This is a genomic window from Acinetobacter sp. 129952, from assembly GCF_056642055.1.
Genome location: NZ_JBWVSU010000002.1, coordinates 231,065 through 248,218, shown reverse-complemented (window position 1 = coordinate 248,218; position 17,154 = coordinate 231,065). Strand labels below are relative to the sequence as shown.

20 protein-coding genes, 4 tRNA genes and 1 pseudogene are annotated in these 17,154 nt (G+C 43.6%); 6 read left to right on the top strand and 19 right to left on the bottom strand.

Annotated features, from left to right (window positions below):
• Positions 1–166: 166 nt before the first annotated feature.
• The 5 genes from AC1IR0_RS03630 to rpoD form a co-directional block, all read right to left on the bottom strand.
• Positions 167–1,351 carry an iron-containing alcohol dehydrogenase gene (locus AC1IR0_RS03630; RefSeq protein ID WP_409665975.1) on the bottom strand — a complete coding sequence of 395 codons (1,185 nt, stop codon included), beginning with the start codon at positions 1,349–1,351 and terminating at the stop codon, positions 167–169.
• A gap of 1 nt (position 1,352) precedes the next feature.
• Positions 1,353–1,886 (bottom strand): hypothetical protein, encoded by a 534-nt coding sequence (locus AC1IR0_RS03625; protein WP_005247771.1) that lies wholly within the window; start codon positions 1,884–1,886, stop codon positions 1,353–1,355.
• A gap of 74 nt (positions 1,887–1,960) precedes the next feature.
• Entirely contained in the window at positions 1,961–2,620 is a 660-nt protein-coding gene (gene lipB / locus AC1IR0_RS03620; RefSeq protein WP_409665977.1) for a lipoyl(octanoyl) transferase LipB, read from the bottom strand.
• 152 nt (positions 2,621–2,772) lie between these two features.
• Entirely contained in the window at positions 2,773–3,060 is a 288-nt protein-coding gene (locus tag AC1IR0_RS03615) for a YbeD family protein (RefSeq protein ID WP_004280625.1), read from the bottom strand.
• Between the two features lie 113 nt (positions 3,061–3,173).
• Positions 3,174–5,108, bottom strand: coding sequence for an RNA polymerase sigma factor RpoD (gene rpoD / locus AC1IR0_RS03610; protein WP_224215688.1), 1,935 nt, complete (start codon positions 5,106–5,108; stop codon positions 3,174–3,176).
• A 351-nt stretch (positions 5,109–5,459) separates the two neighbouring features.
• Between rpoD and AC1IR0_RS03605 the strand changes: the two genes are divergently transcribed.
• Positions 5,460–5,666, top strand: a complete 207-nt coding sequence (locus AC1IR0_RS03605) for a PA3496 family putative envelope integrity protein (RefSeq protein WP_004280622.1) — start codon at positions 5,460–5,462, stop codon at positions 5,664–5,666.
• 71 nt (positions 5,667–5,737) lie between these two features.
• The gene (locus AC1IR0_RS03600; protein WP_004280621.1) at positions 5,738–6,262 is read left to right on the top strand and encodes a YecA/YgfB family protein; all 525 of its coding nucleotides are present in this window, start codon (positions 5,738–5,740) and stop codon (positions 6,260–6,262) included.
• A gap of 71 nt (positions 6,263–6,333) precedes the next feature.
• On the opposite strand, the pseudogene AC1IR0_RS03595 reads toward AC1IR0_RS03600, so the two are convergent.
• From AC1IR0_RS03595 to trhO, 4 genes and pseudogenes are all read right to left on the bottom strand, one after another.
• A pseudogene (locus AC1IR0_RS03595) lies at positions 6,334–6,760 on the bottom strand (ABZJ_00895 family protein).
• A gap of 27 nt (positions 6,761–6,787) precedes the next feature.
• Positions 6,788–7,405: a DedA family protein gene (locus AC1IR0_RS03590; RefSeq protein WP_409665979.1), complete on the bottom strand. Its 618-nt coding sequence runs from the start codon at positions 7,403–7,405 to the stop codon at positions 6,788–6,790.
• Between the two features lie 87 nt (positions 7,406–7,492).
• Positions 7,493–7,771 carry a hypothetical protein gene (locus tag AC1IR0_RS03585; RefSeq protein ID WP_005103989.1) on the bottom strand — a complete coding sequence of 93 codons (279 nt, stop codon included), beginning with the start codon at positions 7,769–7,771 and terminating at the stop codon, positions 7,493–7,495.
• A 206-nt stretch (positions 7,772–7,977) separates the two neighbouring features.
• Positions 7,978–8,910, bottom strand: coding sequence for an oxygen-dependent tRNA uridine(34) hydroxylase TrhO (gene trhO / locus AC1IR0_RS03580; RefSeq protein WP_409665981.1), 933 nt, complete (start codon positions 8,908–8,910; stop codon positions 7,978–7,980).
• A gap of 188 nt (positions 8,911–9,098) precedes the next feature.
• On the opposite strand from trhO, the gene AC1IR0_RS03575 reads away from it, so the two are divergent.
• The 4 genes from AC1IR0_RS03575 (at position 9,099) to AC1IR0_RS03560 (ending at position 12,703) form a co-directional block, all read left to right on the top strand.
• The gene (locus tag AC1IR0_RS03575) at positions 9,099–9,584 is read left to right on the top strand and encodes a DUF1289 domain-containing protein (protein WP_409665983.1); all 486 of its coding nucleotides are present in this window, start codon (positions 9,099–9,101) and stop codon (positions 9,582–9,584) included.
• A 45-nt stretch (positions 9,585–9,629) separates the two neighbouring features.
• A complete protein-coding gene (locus AC1IR0_RS03570; protein WP_409665985.1) occupies positions 9,630–10,241 on the top strand; it encodes a LysE family translocator in 612 nt (203 codons plus the stop codon).
• 90 nt (positions 10,242–10,331) lie between these two features.
• Positions 10,332–12,137, top strand: coding sequence for a DUF2157 domain-containing protein (locus AC1IR0_RS03565; RefSeq protein WP_409665987.1), 1,806 nt, complete (start codon positions 10,332–10,334; stop codon positions 12,135–12,137).
• Complete coding sequence (locus tag AC1IR0_RS03560) at positions 12,137–12,703, top strand: GDYXXLXY domain-containing protein (RefSeq protein ID WP_409666004.1); 567 nt, start codon at positions 12,137–12,139, stop codon at positions 12,701–12,703. Before AC1IR0_RS03565 ends, AC1IR0_RS03560 begins: the two co-directional genes overlap by 1 nt.
• 68 nt (positions 12,704–12,771) lie before the next feature.
• On the opposite strand, the gene panD is transcribed toward AC1IR0_RS03560, so the two are convergent.
• The 10 genes from panD to lolB form a co-directional block, all read right to left on the bottom strand.
• Positions 12,772–13,152, bottom strand: coding sequence for an aspartate 1-decarboxylase (panD, locus tag AC1IR0_RS03555; protein WP_004280606.1), 381 nt, complete (start codon positions 13,150–13,152; stop codon positions 12,772–12,774).
• Positions 13,153–13,296: 144 nt separating this feature from the next.
• Positions 13,297–13,878, bottom strand: coding sequence for an aminoacyl-tRNA hydrolase (gene pth, locus AC1IR0_RS03550; RefSeq protein WP_004645783.1), 582 nt, complete (start codon positions 13,876–13,878; stop codon positions 13,297–13,299).
• An 18-nt stretch (positions 13,879–13,896) separates the two neighbouring features.
• Positions 13,897–14,193, bottom strand: a complete 297-nt coding sequence (gene rplY, locus AC1IR0_RS03545) for a 50S ribosomal protein L25 (RefSeq protein ID WP_479741179.1) — start codon at positions 14,191–14,193, stop codon at positions 13,897–13,899.
• Positions 14,194–14,291: 98 nt separating this feature from the next.
• Positions 14,292–15,245, bottom strand: coding sequence for a ribose-phosphate pyrophosphokinase (locus AC1IR0_RS03540; RefSeq protein ID WP_004280601.1), 954 nt, complete (start codon positions 15,243–15,245; stop codon positions 14,292–14,294).
• Positions 15,246–15,281: 36 nt separating this feature from the next.
• Positions 15,282–15,356, bottom strand: a tRNA-Gln gene (locus AC1IR0_RS03535).
• A 92-nt stretch (positions 15,357–15,448) separates the two neighbouring features.
• A tRNA-Gln gene (locus AC1IR0_RS03530) sits at positions 15,449–15,523 on the bottom strand.
• An 18-nt stretch (positions 15,524–15,541) separates the two neighbouring features.
• A tRNA-Gln gene (locus tag AC1IR0_RS03525) sits at positions 15,542–15,616 on the bottom strand.
• A gap of 26 nt (positions 15,617–15,642) precedes the next feature.
• Positions 15,643–15,717 (bottom strand) — tRNA-Gln (locus tag AC1IR0_RS03520).
• A 2-nt stretch (positions 15,718–15,719) separates the two neighbouring features.
• The gene (ispE, locus tag AC1IR0_RS03515) at positions 15,720–16,547 is read right to left on the bottom strand and encodes a 4-(cytidine 5'-diphospho)-2-C-methyl-D-erythritol kinase (protein ID WP_348962383.1); all 828 of its coding nucleotides are present in this window, start codon (positions 16,545–16,547) and stop codon (positions 15,720–15,722) included.
• 21 nt (positions 16,548–16,568) lie between these two features.
• Positions 16,569–17,147, bottom strand: coding sequence for a lipoprotein insertase outer membrane protein LolB (gene lolB / locus AC1IR0_RS03510; RefSeq protein ID WP_409665992.1), 579 nt, complete (start codon positions 17,145–17,147; stop codon positions 16,569–16,571).
• Positions 17,148–17,154: the final 7 nt, after the last annotated feature.

The following is a 17,154-nucleotide window of genomic DNA, read 5'->3' as shown; positions in this document are numbered from 1 at the left end:
CTACTTGAAAAGAACGGCTTTTGCTAGCTATTTTTTTGACTTTTGTCCTGCATAAAATGTGCCATTCAAAAAAAGAAATCGAATTTTTTCTTATGCAAGATAAAAGCCTGATGCTTAAAAAAACATCAGGCTGAAATTTTGGCTATATTGGCTTATTTTTCAGTAATTACCAAGCCTTTTTTAAGATAGATTTTAAATCTTCCAGGGTGGCTTCTTTCGGGTTATAAATGATGGAACCATCATTCAGGGCTTTCTCTGCCACTTCATCGAGCTGGGTTTCAGAAATCTTACCGGTTTCACGTAATGTGCGTGGTAATTTGGTCAGACTGTAAATGCGGTCACGCATGGTCAGAATCGTCGCAATGGTTTTGTCAGCACGTAGATGCGCCGGCGTTTGTGCATAAATATCGGCACCCGCCAAAGGCAGGAGCAGATCTGCGATTTTATCGCCATTGACCTCTTTGTTGTATTCCAGCACATAAGGCAGGAATAAGTTCATGCATAAACCATGCGGCAGGTGTACCACTGCACCCAATGAGTGCCCCAGTGAATGCACAATGCCAACCATCGAGTTGGAAAATGCAATTCCCGCCATGGTCGATGCTTGTGCCAGCTCCAGACGGCCTTGTGCATCGGAAGGGTTATCCAGCACATTAAATAGGTGGGTACTGATCTTTTTGACTGCGGCGGTGGCATAAGCATCCGAAATCGGATTGGCTGCCATGCAGGTATAAGCTTCGACCGCATGGGTCATAGCATCCATTGCGGTCATGGCGGTTAAATGTGGCGGCAAGGTCTGGGTCATGCGGGGATCCAGAATCGCAGCATGCGGCATCAGATAATAAGAGGCGAACGGCATTTTGACGTTCTTTTCAGTGTCCGACACGACAGCGACCATGGTCACTTCTGAACCTGTACCAGATGTGGTTGGAATCACAAAGAACGGTTTCAGCGGTTTAGGCAAGTTATGTGCACCCGAATATTTCAGCAGGTCATCACCGCCTTCCGATACCAGAATATTGGTTGCCTTAGAGGTATCAATGACTGAACCTCCGCCCACAGCAATGATCGCGTCGCAATGATTTTCGCGATACAGCTTTGCCGCACTGCGCACTGTACCCAAGCTAGAGTCGGGTGGTACATCATCAAAAATCGCTACAATTGCAGCATCCGCCATTTCAAATGCAGCTTCAATCGGTGCCAGCAAATTGTTGGCACGGACGCCTTTGTCAGTAATGATGAGCGGACGTTTGGCCCCCAAAGTCGCAAGTTCAAACGGAATATGTTCTAACGCGGCATGACCGGCAATCACTTTGACCGGACAGAAAAATTCATAATAAGGTTTAGCCATGTTATACACTCCGTTTCAAATAGGATTGAGCGATTTTTAGATAAATACTGCTCGCTTCGCTTAGTTTTTCTTTTAGGCTCAGATTGATTGGATATTCTTTCACTGCCAGTTGTGCCACCATTTTCGGCAAAATCAGCGCTTCCATTTTATTCAGGCAGCGTACCAGACGAATGGCATTGGAAATGTCGCCATCAGCAATCATACGATCATTGGCAAAAGCTTGAGAGGTACTTTCCTGAAAAGAAAATACCAAAAAGGCATGGTGCAGATGTTTAAAGGTAATGATCAAATCAGGTGCTTTTTCCAGATTTTTGACCAGTTCCAGCTGTTTGTCCTCAGTGACCCGCGCCACAAAGGCCGGGCCATGCGGAAAGACTTTCATGGAAAGAGTAAAATTTTCTGGAAAATGGGCCACTTCCTGTTTGATTTCTTCATCCACCTGACTTGCCATGACCAGACCTCGGCCAATCACATCCATCATGAGTTTGACATAGGCAAGCTGCAAAGCGGGTTTTACGGATTTAGTCGCAATCACGTGATGATCCCTATCTCAATATTATTAGTTTAGAGTAAATACTCTAATTTATTTGGGGCTGAAATGCAAAGGCTTTATCTTTGCTCGACAGTTACTTGCTTAAAGTACCCGCTGTGACACAAAGTTTCAATAATTTCAGTGCACAACTGGCTGAATTGAGGCGGTTGTTCGAGCAAATCAATCATGCGCACCATTTCCAGTCCTGCATAGCCACAAGGGTTAATGGTATTGAATCCGCTTAGGTCACAATCCAGATTTAGGGACAAACCATGGTAGCTTCGGCCTTTGCGAATTTTAAAACCGAGTGAGCCGATTTTGCGTTCAGCCACATAAACCCCCGGTGCATCCGGTTTGGCATAGGCATCAATGCCATATTTTTTTAGCAAATCAATCATCAGGTTTTCAGCATAAGACACCAGGGTGCGCACATTCCAGCCCAGACGATTCAAGTCAAACATGAAGTAAGCCACCAATTGACCGGGACCATGCCAGGTCACCTGACCACCACGATCGGTCTGAATCACCGGGATATTGCTCGGTATTAAAATATGTTCCGGTTTTCCTGCCTGACCTTGAGTCAGTACATCCTGATGTTGCAAAATCCACAATTGATCCGGGCTATGTTCATCACGGGTTTCCGTAAATGTTTTCATTTCCAGAAAACGATCTTCATAAGGTGTGAGGTCGTGATATTGACGAATGATCAGCTCGGGCTTTTGCAGCACATCAGTCACAGGAAGTGTCCTTGGTAATTATAAAAAACTGGTCATAATTATAATGATTTCGGCATGAAATAGGGGTGAGATCAGCAATATTTCATGGGTATCTTAGCGCTGTATAGGCATAAAAAAAAACACGCCCGGAAGCGTGTCTTTTGTATTTTCGATTACAGTGCTGTTTTAATTAGCGGGCAAGCGGCCAAATCTGCATATACTGCATGAACCTGTTCCAGTTCCAAAAAGCGCAGTTGTGCGGTAATGGAATGGTATTTTCCAGTACGTGATGGCGTAATACTGACGCTATCACCTTCAAAATCTGGAAAATGTTTCAGAAAAATGTCGATGACAGCATGACGCAATTCATCGCCCGCAAGGCCAATCAGTTTAATCGGATAATCCATAGGGAAAACCCAAAGATGTTCTTGAAGTTCACGAGATGGTGTACGGTCTAACATGGTAGTCCCCCTAATTTTAAACGCCTGCAATCATGCAGGCGTTTGGGTCTGTCTTGGCTACTTAAATGGAGACTGATGATCAAATTTCAAGTCTCCACATCAAGTATCAAATCTTAATCATTCTCAAGGAATGAACGTAAGTGTTCTGAACGCGATGGATGGCGAAGTTTACGCAGTGCTTTGGCTTCAATCTGACGAATACGTTCACGTGTTACGTCAAACTGTTTGCCCACTTCTTCCAAAGTATGGTCGGTCGGCATGTCGATACCAAAACGCATTTTCAGGACTTTGGCTTCACGTTCAGTCAGGTTTTCCAGAACTTCACGTGTTGCTTCTTTTAGGCCTTCAGACGTTGCAGCATCAATTGGTGACGTGATGTTGCTGTCTTCAATGAAGTCACCCAGATGCGAATCTTCATCATCACCGATCGGTGTTTCCATCGAAATCGGTTCTTTGGCGATTTTCAGTACTTTACGTACTTTAACTTCGTCCATTTCCAGACGTTCGCCCAGTTCTTCAGGAGTCGGTTCACGACCCATTTCCTGTAGAAGCTGACGAGATACACGGTTGATCTTGTTGATCGTTTCAATCATGTGTACCGGAATACGAATGGTACGTGCCTGATCCGCAATCGAACGGGTAATCGCCTGACGAATCCACCAAGTTGCATAAGTCGAGAATTTATAACCACGACGGTATTCAAACTTGTCTACGGCTTTCATCAGGCCGATGTTACCTTCCTGAATCAGATCCAGGAATTGCAAGCCACGGTTGGTATATTTCTTCGCAATCGAAATAACCAGACGCAAGTTGGCTTCAACCATTTCTTTCTTGGCACGACGTGCTTTAGCTTCACCGACGGCCATACGTTTGGCAATGTCTTTAATGCCTTTTACATCAAGGCCAAGCTCTTTCTCGATATCGGCAATTTTTTGCTGGAAGGCCAATACGTCTGGACGTACTTTTTCCAGATAAGCTTTCTGGTCTGCAGGTGTTTTTGCGATCTGCTCATCTAGCCAGGCTGGATTCGATTCTTGGCCCGGGAAGCTGGTACGGAACTGGGTGCGATCCATACGGCCACGACGTACTGCATAACGCATCACTTCACGTTCTGCACCACGAATTTGATCATGGGTACCACGAATCATTTCAGAAATGATATCAAATAGACGCGGGGTAAATTTGAACATCATGAATACAGTTGCAAGTGCCTGCAAAGCTTCTTCAGCCTGTTTGCTGTCACGACCATGTTTTTCAATAGTTGCTTTGGTATTCAGCCACGCATTTTCCAGTTCAGTAAAACGCGCTTTAGCAATTTCAGGATCTGGACCAGAATCTGCTTCTGATTCATCATCAGAATCTGCTTCTTCTTCCTCTTCATCATCGTCCAGTTTTACATCTTTGGTCGATTTTTTCGAGTCAGTCTCATCTTCAGCAAGAACCGCTTCTTCTTCTAGAACTTCAGGAATTTCTTCATCTGATTCAGGATCTAAATAACCTGATAAAAGGTCAGCAAGACGGCGTTCACCCGCTTCATAATCTTTATATTCTTGCAGTACCACTTCTACCGCATTCGGCCAGTAAGCAATCGAGTGCAAAACATCACGAATACCTTCTTCGATGCGTTTTGCGATGCTGATTTCGCCTTCACGAGTCAGAAGTTCTACTGTACCCATCTCACGCATATACATACGTACAGGGTCAGTGGTACGACCTGGCTCGTTTTCTACCGAGGCAAGTACGGCTGCAGCTTCTTCTTCTGCAACTTCATCCGCCGCTTCTGCAGTATCTTCGAACATCGTATCATCAGATTCAGGCGCGCGATCATGTACCGGAATACCAACGTCATTCAGCATCTGAATGATGTCTTCAATCTGCTCGCTTTCTGTGATGGAGTCCGGCAGATGATCGTTAACCTCAGCGAAGGTTAAATAACCTTGTTCTTTGCCTCGGCTAATCAGAGCCGCTACTTGAGAAGTAGGGGAAGTCATATCGCTCATCTTTTGCTTACTCTTCGTTGAATCTGTGGCAGTAAAAAACCGTACAATGCTGCACGATTTAAGCTCGTTAAATTTAGTGAATAGCCTATATATTTCATCAGAGAATTCAGCATGAAAGCTGTCTGATAAAATATTTAAAATGAAATTCAGTAATTTAAGATGGGGGTGAATTTGTTGTTTTCAAGTTCATCCCATGCGTGTCTGTTTATGACTCAAAAAAGGAGAATCAAAAAACATAAGCACGCAGGGTGGATTATATCATGGCACACAATTGAGACAGAAAAAACCCCTAATTACAAATTAAAAATACGAAAATCCAAATAAAACTTGACTTGTTATTTTAGGCACGATAAATAGCGCTTAAATCCTTTTACATTTTTCACTCATGAGGAAGTTTTAGTGTCTTCTACAGATTTTGAACTAGATGATAACTTCGGTGAAGATGATGTTAATTTCGATGAGGCTTCTAGCAAGCTCAGTGCTAAAGAGTCGTTGGAAAAACGTCGTCTGATCGATGATCTACTGACCCAACGTCGTTTAGAGCGCGAACTCAAAGATTTTGACTATGACTTCGACGATGACGACGATTTTGATGACGAAGATTAACGAATTCGGATTTAGCATAGTCTGAATAAATGCTATGCTAAACCTTTCGGTTTTCTAAGTTTGGATGTTAGATGAGTGCTTTAGATTTAGACCTGTTGAGTGAATATCTAGATGGTGACCAAAATGAACATGGTCTAGATTTCGCGGCAACCCATGGTTTCTTATGTGCTATTGCAGTAGGCCCAAAATTCGACAAATGGTTAGACGAACTTTTTGATAGTAATCAAAAGAAAGTGCCTGCAGAAATCATCACTCAGGTGCAAGCATGGTTAGAGTCTATTCGTCAAAGCTTAGCCAATGAAGAAGGGATTACGTTCCCGTTTGAAATTGAAGAAGCAGATACTGAATCAAGCTTGGGTGACTGGAGTGTGGGCTTTGTAGATGCCATGTTCCTGAACGAAGACGCTTGGTTTACTGAAGAATTTGAAGAACAACTGGTGGATTTAACCCTGCCAATCATGGTCTTCAGTGGCATCGATGATGAAGATCCACAAATGGAAACTTTCCGTCGCAATGGTCAGTTAATGGACGAGCTTGCAGAAGAAATTCCAGAAAACTTAAATGAATTGTATCTGATGTATCACACTCCAGAATAATTCATAAAAAAAGCACCGCAGGGTGCTTTTTTTAGCTTTGGCCTTTTTGCATCTTTGAGATTTACTCGATCCTATTTTCTTTCCATGCCTGTACGCTTCGCCAGACTGTAGCGCGCATAAGCATTGTAGGCGATATGGAACAGCAAAGCATGTAAGGCAATGCTGGCAGCCACCAGAAATGAATTTGTTCCTCTTCCTGTATAGGTGATGGTTCTATAAATTTCATCTGTCTGCGGGTTCATCCAGATGACCACAACTAAAAAGATAAACCCGAATGTCATGGCAATGATGGTGGAGCCCCAGACCAGTTTGCTTTTCTCTTCCTGAGTCGGTAAAGGAAGTTCTTTCTTAACCAAAGTATCGGGCACTGAGAAAGGCGGAAGCAATCAGGGCAGGAATCAGCAGAATGGCACCCAGATTGAATACATAGATGAGTATGCCTACCAATAGAACCAAGGTCAGATAAACGGTGGCAAAATATTTAAGATAATGCGACATCGTTTTAATCTCCTTAAGGGATCTTCCTCAGGATGGACGATCTTTACGCTGCTGTCTACGGTAGAAAATCCAGATAATAATTACCGCAACAATGGCAATAATCACATAACTGACTTTACTAAAAATTTGCTGCATCAACTGCTGGTTTTCGCCAAAATAAAATCCGACACAAGCCAGAAACGTAGTCCAGATGATGGTTCCAAGTGTGCTATAGAACATAAATTTCCAGAAGGGCATATGACTCATGCCGGCAGGAATGCTGATCAGCGAGCGAACCGCAGGAATCATGCGACCAAAGAACACAATGCGGTGACCATAATGCTCAAACCAGCTCAGTGATTTTTTCACATCCTCTGATTTAATAAATAAATATTTACCATAACGATCGACAAATTTAAAAATAGAATCATGGTTAAATTTATAGCCAATCCAGTATAGCAAGGCGGCTGCTAGTAGAGAGCCGATACAGCCGGACATGATGACCCCGAAGAGTATTAACTCGCCCTGAGAGGCGGAATAGCCCGCGGAAGGCATAATAATTTCGGAAGGGATTGGCGGGAAGACATTATCCAGGAACATGAGCAGGGCAATGCCCCAGTAGCCCAGTTGCTCCATGACGGAAATAATCCATTCGGTCAGATTCATATGATTGGCAAAATAAAAAATACTGCCTGTATCCTAAGCAGTATTTTTTGTGCGGTAAAGTCTTGGAATATAAATGATCAGACAGAATCAGCTATGTGTCAGGGTATAAATATAAACTTTACGTAAGAAATAGGCCAAGCAGATCGGCAAAATACTCAACAGGATAAAATGCATGATGCTGGTATTGATATGGTAACCAATGAACAGCGCCAAGATTGCGCCAATAATGGTTCCCAAGATAACTACGAACAGATGTGACTGCTGTTCAAGCTCTTCAGAAATTTGATGAAGTCGTTGCAGCTTTATATTTTCTTTTGGTTGAAATTGAACCAGATTGTCTGAATCTCGAGCAAGTGAGCCTGCCATTTTATATTCCTTTTCAAGTAAAAATTTCAGTTAATAATGAAAGACTTAGCTTGTAAATCACCGTATCATTAGACTAACAATCTTGTTTGGAAAAAAATGAGGTTCTTGGTAAGGAATTGGTAAGAGTTTTATTACTGTTGTGATTTTTATGTAAACAAAAAACCCTCCGAAGAGGGTTTTTATATATTTCATTACAAAAGGCCAAATTAGAGGCGTTTGCGTTTTGCTGCTAAAATTTGTGATTGACGCATACGGAAACCTTCTTTTTGTTTCTCCGAGGTTTTGTCAATACAGTACACACAAGAGACACCATGTTCATAACTTGGGAGGGCAACTTCTTCTGGAAGTAAAGGCCAGCCACACGCATGACACTTGGTATTTTGGCCTTCTTCAACACCGTGCGTTACGGCAGTACGACCATCAAACACGAAGCATTCACCTTCCCACATGCTTTCTTCAGCCGGGGTTTCTTCCAGGTATTTCAAAATACCGCCTTTCAGGTGATAAACTTCAGTGAAGCCTTCTTGAAGAAGTAAAGAGGTTGATTTTTCACAACGAATACCACCTGTACAGAACATCGCAATCTTCTTGTCTTTGTGCTGTTCCAGATTATTTTTCACGTATTCAGGGAATTCGCGGAAGCTTTCAGTTTTCGGGTCAATTGCGCCTTTGAAAGTGCCGGCTTTGTATTCGTAATCGTTACGTGTATCGACCAGAATCACGTCATCACGTGCAATCAGTTCGTTCCATTCTTTTGGATCAAGATAGTGACCGACTAAATCACGCGGTTTCACTTCCACGCCTAAAGTCACGATTTCTTTTTTTAATTTAATTTTCATCTTACGGAATGGCTTTTCAGAACTGTCTGATTCTTTGTATTCCATTTGGTTAAAACCTTCATTTAGAAGGAACTCGTGAATTTGATCAATCGATGCACGGTCGCCTGCAACCGTACCATTAATGCCTTCACCTGCCACAATTAGAGTACCGCAAAGGTTGATGGATTTTACCAGGTCCAAAAGACGTTGCTGAAGATCGGCAGGATCTTGAACTTCTTTGAATTGATAAAGTGCGGCAACAACCCAACCAGTCGTCGCTTGCTGTTCTACAGGTGCAAGCTGTTCTACAGTAGCGTTCATGGAATACTCCAACGTAGCATGATATTTGAAAGGCGCACATTTTAGCTTGATTCGAGTGAATAAGCGAGTAAAACGCAAGTCTTTTAACAGGCTTCAATTCATGAGGGAGAGCGTGTATAGTCATGCTCGACCCAGGATTTTGTGCAGTGATGCAGATACTGAAATTTGCAGTATCTTTGGAGTGTGTTTTGAGTTCAGATCGTCGTATTGCGTCTTTAACCCCATGTGCAGGGCGTTGTTCGACCGTATTTGGTGATGCGGTATGTCGTGGTTGCCGCCGTTTTAATCATGAAGTGATTCACTGGAATACGTATAGTGCCGAGCAGCATCGAGCTGTGTGGCAACGCCTGGATGCACAGCTGGATCAGATTCTGGTGCCATTGTTACCGCATGCCGATCTTGTCAAAGTGCAGGCCTTTGTGCTGTCGAAACGGGTGCGTTTGCGTGATGATGCTTCCAAAGGGCGCAAGTTGTATCATGCTTTAAAGTTGTGTGAAAAAAATCGGCATTTTACCGACGATAGTGGTTTGGGCATCCATTATAAGCAGGTGCGTCCGTTGTGGAATGAGTTTGAGCGCCGGATCTTGGCCTTGGCTACTGCCAGTTATGATCTGGCTTTTCTGCGGGCAGACGGTATCAGTCAGCATCTGATTCATATACAAGAGGAGGACTAAGTCCTCTTTTTTTATGCATAAAAATAACAATAGCTGAGGGGTGGCATGAATATTAGTGAATATTTTTTATATTGTCTGGCTGTTGTGGTGATGATCGCCACACCTGGCCCAGTGATGTTGCTGGTGGCCAGTGCCGGTTTAAAAGGTGGTTATGCGGCGGCTTTAAGAACCATTTTTGGTACCAATTTCGCCTCTCTGGTGTTAATTGCCTTATCAGTATTGAGTCTAAAAGGTTTGTTGGTCATTAATGCGCAATGGCTGGATGCGATCAAGCTGCTGGGCTGTTTATATATTGGCTATCTAGGCTGGCAGATTTTCCGTGAAGTTATTTTTAAGCAGCAGGAGCAAGCTCAGGAGAATCTAGTTCCTGTGCATGGTGGTTTTCGACAAGGTTTTTTGGTTGGTATTTCTAATCCGAAGGACATTATTTTCTTTTCGGCTTTTTTCCCGCAGTTTATCGGGATTACTCCTGATCTTGATTTAAGTTTAATTATTTTGACTTTGAGCTGGATTCTCCTGGATTTTCTGACTTTGTCTGTGGTGTATTTGGGTTTCAACCACTTATCCCATTCTCGACTCTATCCACATTTGCTGGCATTGTGCGGCATGATTCTGCTCATGATTGCAGGGTACGGAATTTATCAAATCCTGATTTAAAAATGTACAGCATACTTGGACTGTTCCTGCCTGGCATATCCTGCAAAAATCATGCTAAGGTGAAATCAAATAAAAATTGAACAGATTAGCATGTCCAGAACAGTACCATCGCCAGATCGTCCATTTTCCCCGCTGTTATTTATTCAACCTGCTGTGATTCAAATTCTTCAAATCATTGGGCTGGCGCTGATCGCTGTCAGTATTGCGTATTTACTGGCGGCAAACTGGTGGATGCTGCCCAAATTCATCCAGCTATTTATTCCTCAAATTTTATTGTTGGGTTCGGTATTGCTGAGTGTACGTTTCGCTGCGCGGGAAAAGTTAAGACAAAGTCTGGATACTGTATCGGGTCTAATGCTGGGCTTAAGTCTGGCCGTGATTGGACAGATTTATCAGACTGGTGCTGACAGTTATCAGTTATTTCTGCTCTGGGCTTTGCTGTTGTTGCCTTGGTTGTATCGTCCGAATATTGGGATCTTTGCATTATTTTGTGTGGTTAGCCAGTTGGCGCTGTATTTTTATTTTAAACAAAGCTTTTGGTTAGTACGTGCTGAAACTCTTTATCTGCTCAGTCTGAATCTTTTAACCGGGCTAAGTATGATCTATGCCTTACGTTATTATCCGGTTTTGCGCTATCTATTTATCGCTGTCGTGGTGCTCATTTCGGTAGTGAGTATGTTTCAGTTTATCAATTCGGATTCGATCTGGTATTTGGCTTCGGTGCTGGTTCTGCCGATTTTATTCAGTGCTTATTTCCATACCCGAAAGCAACAGCTTGAAACTAGTTTACTTGTTGCTGGCCTGGCGCTGAGTTTTAGTATTCTGATTTTTGATTTCACTGAGCGATATTTACAGGATTCTGCCGCTGGCTTATTGGTACTAGCTTTGCTGATATTCAGCTGGTTTGCAGCGATTACAGGTCTGCTGATCAAGCTGTTGCCCAAGAGTCGGTTTTCGGTCATTCCACTGGCTCTGGGCGCATGGATTGCTGGTGTGATCTTAGCCATGCTGTTGCTGACCTATTGGGAAAGTTTTTCGATCCTGATGGGAATCATTTTTATCACGGTCACCTGGTGGTTGATTCGTAGCAAGCCCTCAGTTTTTCTGCGGCAATTGGCTTATTGTTTATGGGTTTGTGGTCAGGCCGCGGTATTGATTCATACTCAATTACTCACAGATAGCCTATTGCTGATCTGGCTGATACAAGTCGGCATTACGCTGCTGACTATCATGAGTCGTATGCATTGGCTGGTGGTGCTGTTGCAGTTGTTACTTGCACATATACTGGGAATTGCAGTTCTGGTCGACCAACATGCATTTTTTCAGGATCAGCGCCTGCTGACGTGGATCATGCTGCTGAATTACAGCATTCTGACAGGAGCTTTGCTTACTGCGAGACACTGGCTCGCTTCAGCTTATGCCAAAAGCATGAATTTATGGATGATTAGTATTTTGGTGGTGACGGCTATTTTTCAATGTTTACTGCAATTTGGTGTGGCTCAGCAATTGCAGCCACGCGGTATAGATGAAGCCATTATTTTCTATATTTTGCCAGCTTTCTGGCTATTGAGTTTTGTCGGGATTCATCTCAAGCAATTTTCACGAATTCAACTCTGGCTCATTCCTGCTGCGGGAATTCTGCTGATTGCATTGGGTTACTTTGAAATTTTTATCATTTTAGTGTTTATGGCTTGGGCCATGGTGAATCAACAACGATTGATGCAAGCCTTGACCATTTTGCTACTGATCTTCTGGTTATGGCTGCTGTATTACAATCTGGGACTAAGTTTTTTATTTAAAAGTGTCAGTATTTTTGTCTCAGGTGTGCTGGTGTTGCTTTTGGCTTATGTGTTGAGTTCACCGAAGTTCCAGCTGAAAGCAGGAGTGGTCTCATGATGAAAAAGTTTATGGCACTGCATCTTAGTATTTTTAGTATTGCTTTATTCGTAGGTTTAATTGTCCAGCATGAATGGCATCTGGCCAAAAGCGACAGTATCTTTGTCGAGTTGGCACCAGTCGATCCGCGTTCGATCCTGCAAGGGGATTATATGGTACTGAACTATGATCTGCATTTTAGCGCAGTGGCAGCGGGGAATGGTTCCGAACATCCTGTTTCTGACATAAAGATTGAAGATTTTAAAAATCAATCACATGTAATGAGTTATGTGCAGCTGGATCAGCAGCGCAGAGTTATTAAAACCAGTTTTGATCGAAGTGCACTCAATCAATCGGAACGTGTAGCCCGATTAATGCTGAAAAACCCACGCAATACTTTTGAGGCTTTGTATCCTGCTGCTAACAGTTTCATGTTCCCCGAGGGTCTGGAGCCTTGTTATCGTAACGCCAAATTTGCAGAGCTGAAAGTGAAGGAAAATGGCAAGGCCTTGTTATTTGATTTGCTGGATCAACAATTAAAACCCTTAAACTGTGAAAGCTCTAAAAGCTGGCGAGAGGGCAGTTAAATAGGTCAATATTCCGGTATTAAAAAAGCCCGCAATGTGCGAGCTTTTGGGTATCTGGTCTGATCAGATTATGCGACTTGTACCGGAATACAGTTGGCGGTGTGGCTGACTGTATTATTTGGGTTAGCATAAACCAAGCGAGGCTGATGGGCATTCGCTTCAGCTTCAGTGAAATCGCCAAAGGTTGCAATAATCACGATATCGCCTACATCGGCTTGATGCGCAGCGCCACCATTGACTGAAATGATGCCTGAATTGTCTTCGCCACGAATTGCATAAGTTGCAAAACGTTTACCATTGGTCACGTTCCACACATGAATTTCTTCGTATTCACGAATGCCAGCCAAATCCATCAAAACGCCATCAATTGCACATGAACCTTCATAGTGTAGTTCTGCATGTGTAACGTGAGCGCGGTGAATTTTGCATTTTAATAAACGAGATAGCATGGCTAGCGTCCCCTGAGTTGACCTAAGAGTTTGATCATTTGGTTAAATCAATCTTGCTTGCTGTATGGTGAACAATCGAGCAAACGCATTTTGCGCTTAAATAAACTTTCTGGCAAGCGGAATTGTCCAGCAATTTTTGAATGTTTAGTTCGGCTTATATGCGTTGATTTGATTCATGGCTTGCTGTACTTCACCGTTCACCAGCATTTTTGTGCGGGCGAGCGCATGGGAAATTGCATCATCCATTAAATTCTGTTCGCTGCTAGGTGCTTTACTGAGCACATGACCGGAAACACGGTCTTTGGCACCAGGATGGCCAATTCCAATACGCAGGCGATGGAAGTTTGAACCAATATGCGGCACGATATCGCGTAGACCATTATGACCACCGTGACCACCGCCAGTTTTCAGGCGAATGACACCGGGATTCATGTCCAGTTCATCATGGGCAATCAGGATCGATTCAGGTGCGATATTGTAGAATTTGGCGAAAGGAACAACACTTTTGCCGGAAAGGTTCATAAAGGTTGTCGGTAGAAGAAGACGGACGTCTTGACCTTCGATATTGCCACGACCGCTAAATCCGTTGAATTTCGGGTCTTTTTTGAGGGTAATGCCATATTGGTCTGCAAGGCGTTCTACGAACCAGAAGCCTGCATTATGGCGGGTTTGGGCATACTCAGAACCTGGGTTACCCAAACCAACAATCAGTGAAATATTTGACACTAATTACACCATTAACACTTATGCGCGTTTGAAGTCAGCGTGCATTGGTGTGTTTTTAGCTGGGTGACGTTGTAACGCTTGGATTTTAACGCTTTCAACTTTACCGTCTACATCAATTTCGATAACTTCTTCAAAGAATGAATTGTTTTCTAAGAATTTAACAAGCTGACGAAGCTCAACAGTAATTGCTACAGGAGCAGCTTCACCACCGTAGATGATTGCAGGAACTTTAGCTTGAAGACGAAGGCGGCGGCTCGCACCTTTCCCTTGAACTGCTTCTTCACGTGCTGCTGCGTTTAATACGAAGTTTACCATGATAGACATCCTATTTAAGTTAAATGAACCAGACTTGCGACCAGTCTAGTGAGTAAAAGCCCTACCAAATGGCAGGGCTTTGAAAATTCAGCGCTCTATTATAGATAAGAATCGAACATTGCGCTAATAGATTCTTCGTTGTTAATACGACGAATCGTTTCGGCAACCATGCTGGCTACTGAAACCTGGCGAATCTTGCCCAGAGCTAAAGCTTCATCAGAAAGAGGAATGGTATCAGTCACAACCAGTTCATCAATCACAGAATTCTTTAAGTTTTCAATCGCTTTACCAGAAAGTACTGGATGCGTTGCATACGCAACAACCTTGCGAGCACCGAAAGTTTTCAATGCATCAGCAGCTTTGCATAACGTACCAGCCGTATCTACCATGTCATCAACGATGACACAATCACGATCTTTTACATCGCCAATCAAATGCATCACTTGTGATTCATTCGCTTTTTGACGACGCTTATCGATGATTGCAAGATCGATATCGCCCATTTGTTTCGCAACAGCACGTGCACGAACGACACCACCGACGTCAGGTGAAACCACCATCAGGTTGTGATGCGATTGTTGACGCAAGTCAGCAAGTAGCGCTGGTGTACCGTAGATGTTGTCTACAGGGATATCGAAGAAGCCTTGGATCTGGTCAGCGTGCAAGTCGATCATCACAACACGGTCAACGCCTACAGTAGTGAGCATGTCTGCTACAACTTTTGCAGTAATTGGAACACGTGCTGAACGTGGACGACGGTCTTGACGAGCATAACCAAAATAAGGAATCACGGCAGTAATACGACCCGCACTTGCACGACGCAAAGCATCAGCCATCACCAAGATTTCCATCAGGTTATCATTAGTTGGGGCACAAGTAGGTTGTACGATAAATACGTCTTTACCACGAACGTTTTCAGTAATCTCGACAGCAATTTCACCGTCAGAGAACTGACCTACAGAGGCAGCGCCTAGAGGAATATGTAAGTGACTTACGACTTTTTGAGCGAATTGTGGATGCGCAGATCCACTAAAAACGACAAGATTGGGCATGAAGCACCCTTGGCGGTTGGGATATATGGGAATAGATGGCAGGGGTAGCTGGATTCGAACCAACGGATGCCGAGATCAAAACCCGGTGCCTTACCACTTGGCGATACCCCTAATGCGGCAGAACTTTAATATTTTTGCGGTAAAGTGTCAAGGTAAATTAACAGTCTTACAGCAAATGAGTGTTCTGTCTTTTTTCGAGAAAGTGGCAGGGGCGGCTGGATTCGAACCAACGGATGCCGAGATCAAAACCCGGTGCCTTACCACTTGGCGACGCCCCTAATTTGATGACTGTAAGATGGCAGGGGTAGCTGGATTCGAACCAACGGATGCCGAGATCAAAACCCGGTGCCTTACCACTTGGCGATACCCCTAATACAGTACATCTACAGGTGAAAAATGGCAGGGGTAGCTGGATTCGAACCAACGGATGCCGAGATCAAAACCCGGTGCCTTACCACTTGGCGATACCCCTATCTACACTTTAAACTGAACTAAAGGTGATTCTTGTAAACTGTTGACCAGGTAAGCTTTACATGGTGCATTTGCAAGAATATCTTCGATATTCAGATTTTCAGTGACTTCAATAAACACACAAGCACCTGTACCTGTAAGCTTTGCTTTTCCGAACTGGTCGAGATATTGCATTGCTTCATCGACTTCGAGATATAAGCTTCTTGCCAGTGGCTCAAAGTTATTTCCAAAATCAGATGGCGTTTCCTGATAGGCGCAAAATTTAGTGCTCTTCGTGTCTCTTGTCAATGCTTTTTGCGAAAAAAGCAGTTGAGTGCTGATAAAACAATCAGGTTTTAACACAATGAATTTTTTTTGATCTAAGTCTATGAATGTTAAGTGTTCGCCAATACCTTCGGCCCAGGCATTTTTACCATGCACAAATATCGGAACATCTGCGCCCAGCTTGACCCCAAGCTCTGCCAGTTGCTCAATATTTAAATCGCACTGCCAAAGCTGGTTCAGCACAATCAGGGTCGTCGCAGCATTGGAAGAGCCGCCACCGAGACCTGCACCCATCGGGATATTTTTTTCCAGACGAATTTTTAGTCCGCACGGCATTTTGGCATAGGGTTTCAACAACTGTATCGCGCGATAGATTAAATTCTGTTCCAGGTCAACAGAGGCGAGACCTTCTATCTGAATCGCATCATCAGTGCTTTGTTCAAACTCCAGCCAGTCACATAGATCAATCAGCTGAAAAATACTTTGCAGTTCATGATAGCCATTTTCACGGCGACCGGTGATATGTAAAAACAAATTCAGTTTAGCAGGCGAGGGAACACGAATCATCATGGGCTGGAATTAGGTCAATTAACGGTTTTCAATGATCATTGTAATACGGTTTTCTGCACCATTTCCAAGTGACTGCTTTAAAATCAAACGGTTTGGCATTTTGGCCTGCGCATTATAATTGAGATCGACCGTCCAGCCCTGTTCGATAATCTGGCTGATTCGCTGTGCATCATCTTTTTTAAGCTGTGCCGCTGCTGTAGCAGGTCGCGCTTGAACCCAGTCGACTAAATGACTAATCGGCGCTTGCCAGCCTGTTGCGCGTTGCAGTAATTCCTCGGCACTGGCTGCCTGAATCACACCGGTTTTTGCGCTGTTTAAGGTCACTTGTCCCGGTGTGCCAGAAATCTGGGTTTTACCGACACCTAAGATACCACTGAGCTCAATATCAAATTCTTCCTGCTGTTGTACCCAGGTAAAGAATGCACTGCCAGTCTGTTGAGGGGTGCGGACGCCAATTTTACCTTGCAGTTGAAATTGATTCTCCGCCTGTACAGACGGAGTGGTAGGCGTTTGTGGCTTGATCATCTGCTGACAGCCAGTTAAAAATAAAGCAGTGGCTGCAAAGGCACAGCAGCCCAATTGGCTCAAATTGCGCATAAATTAA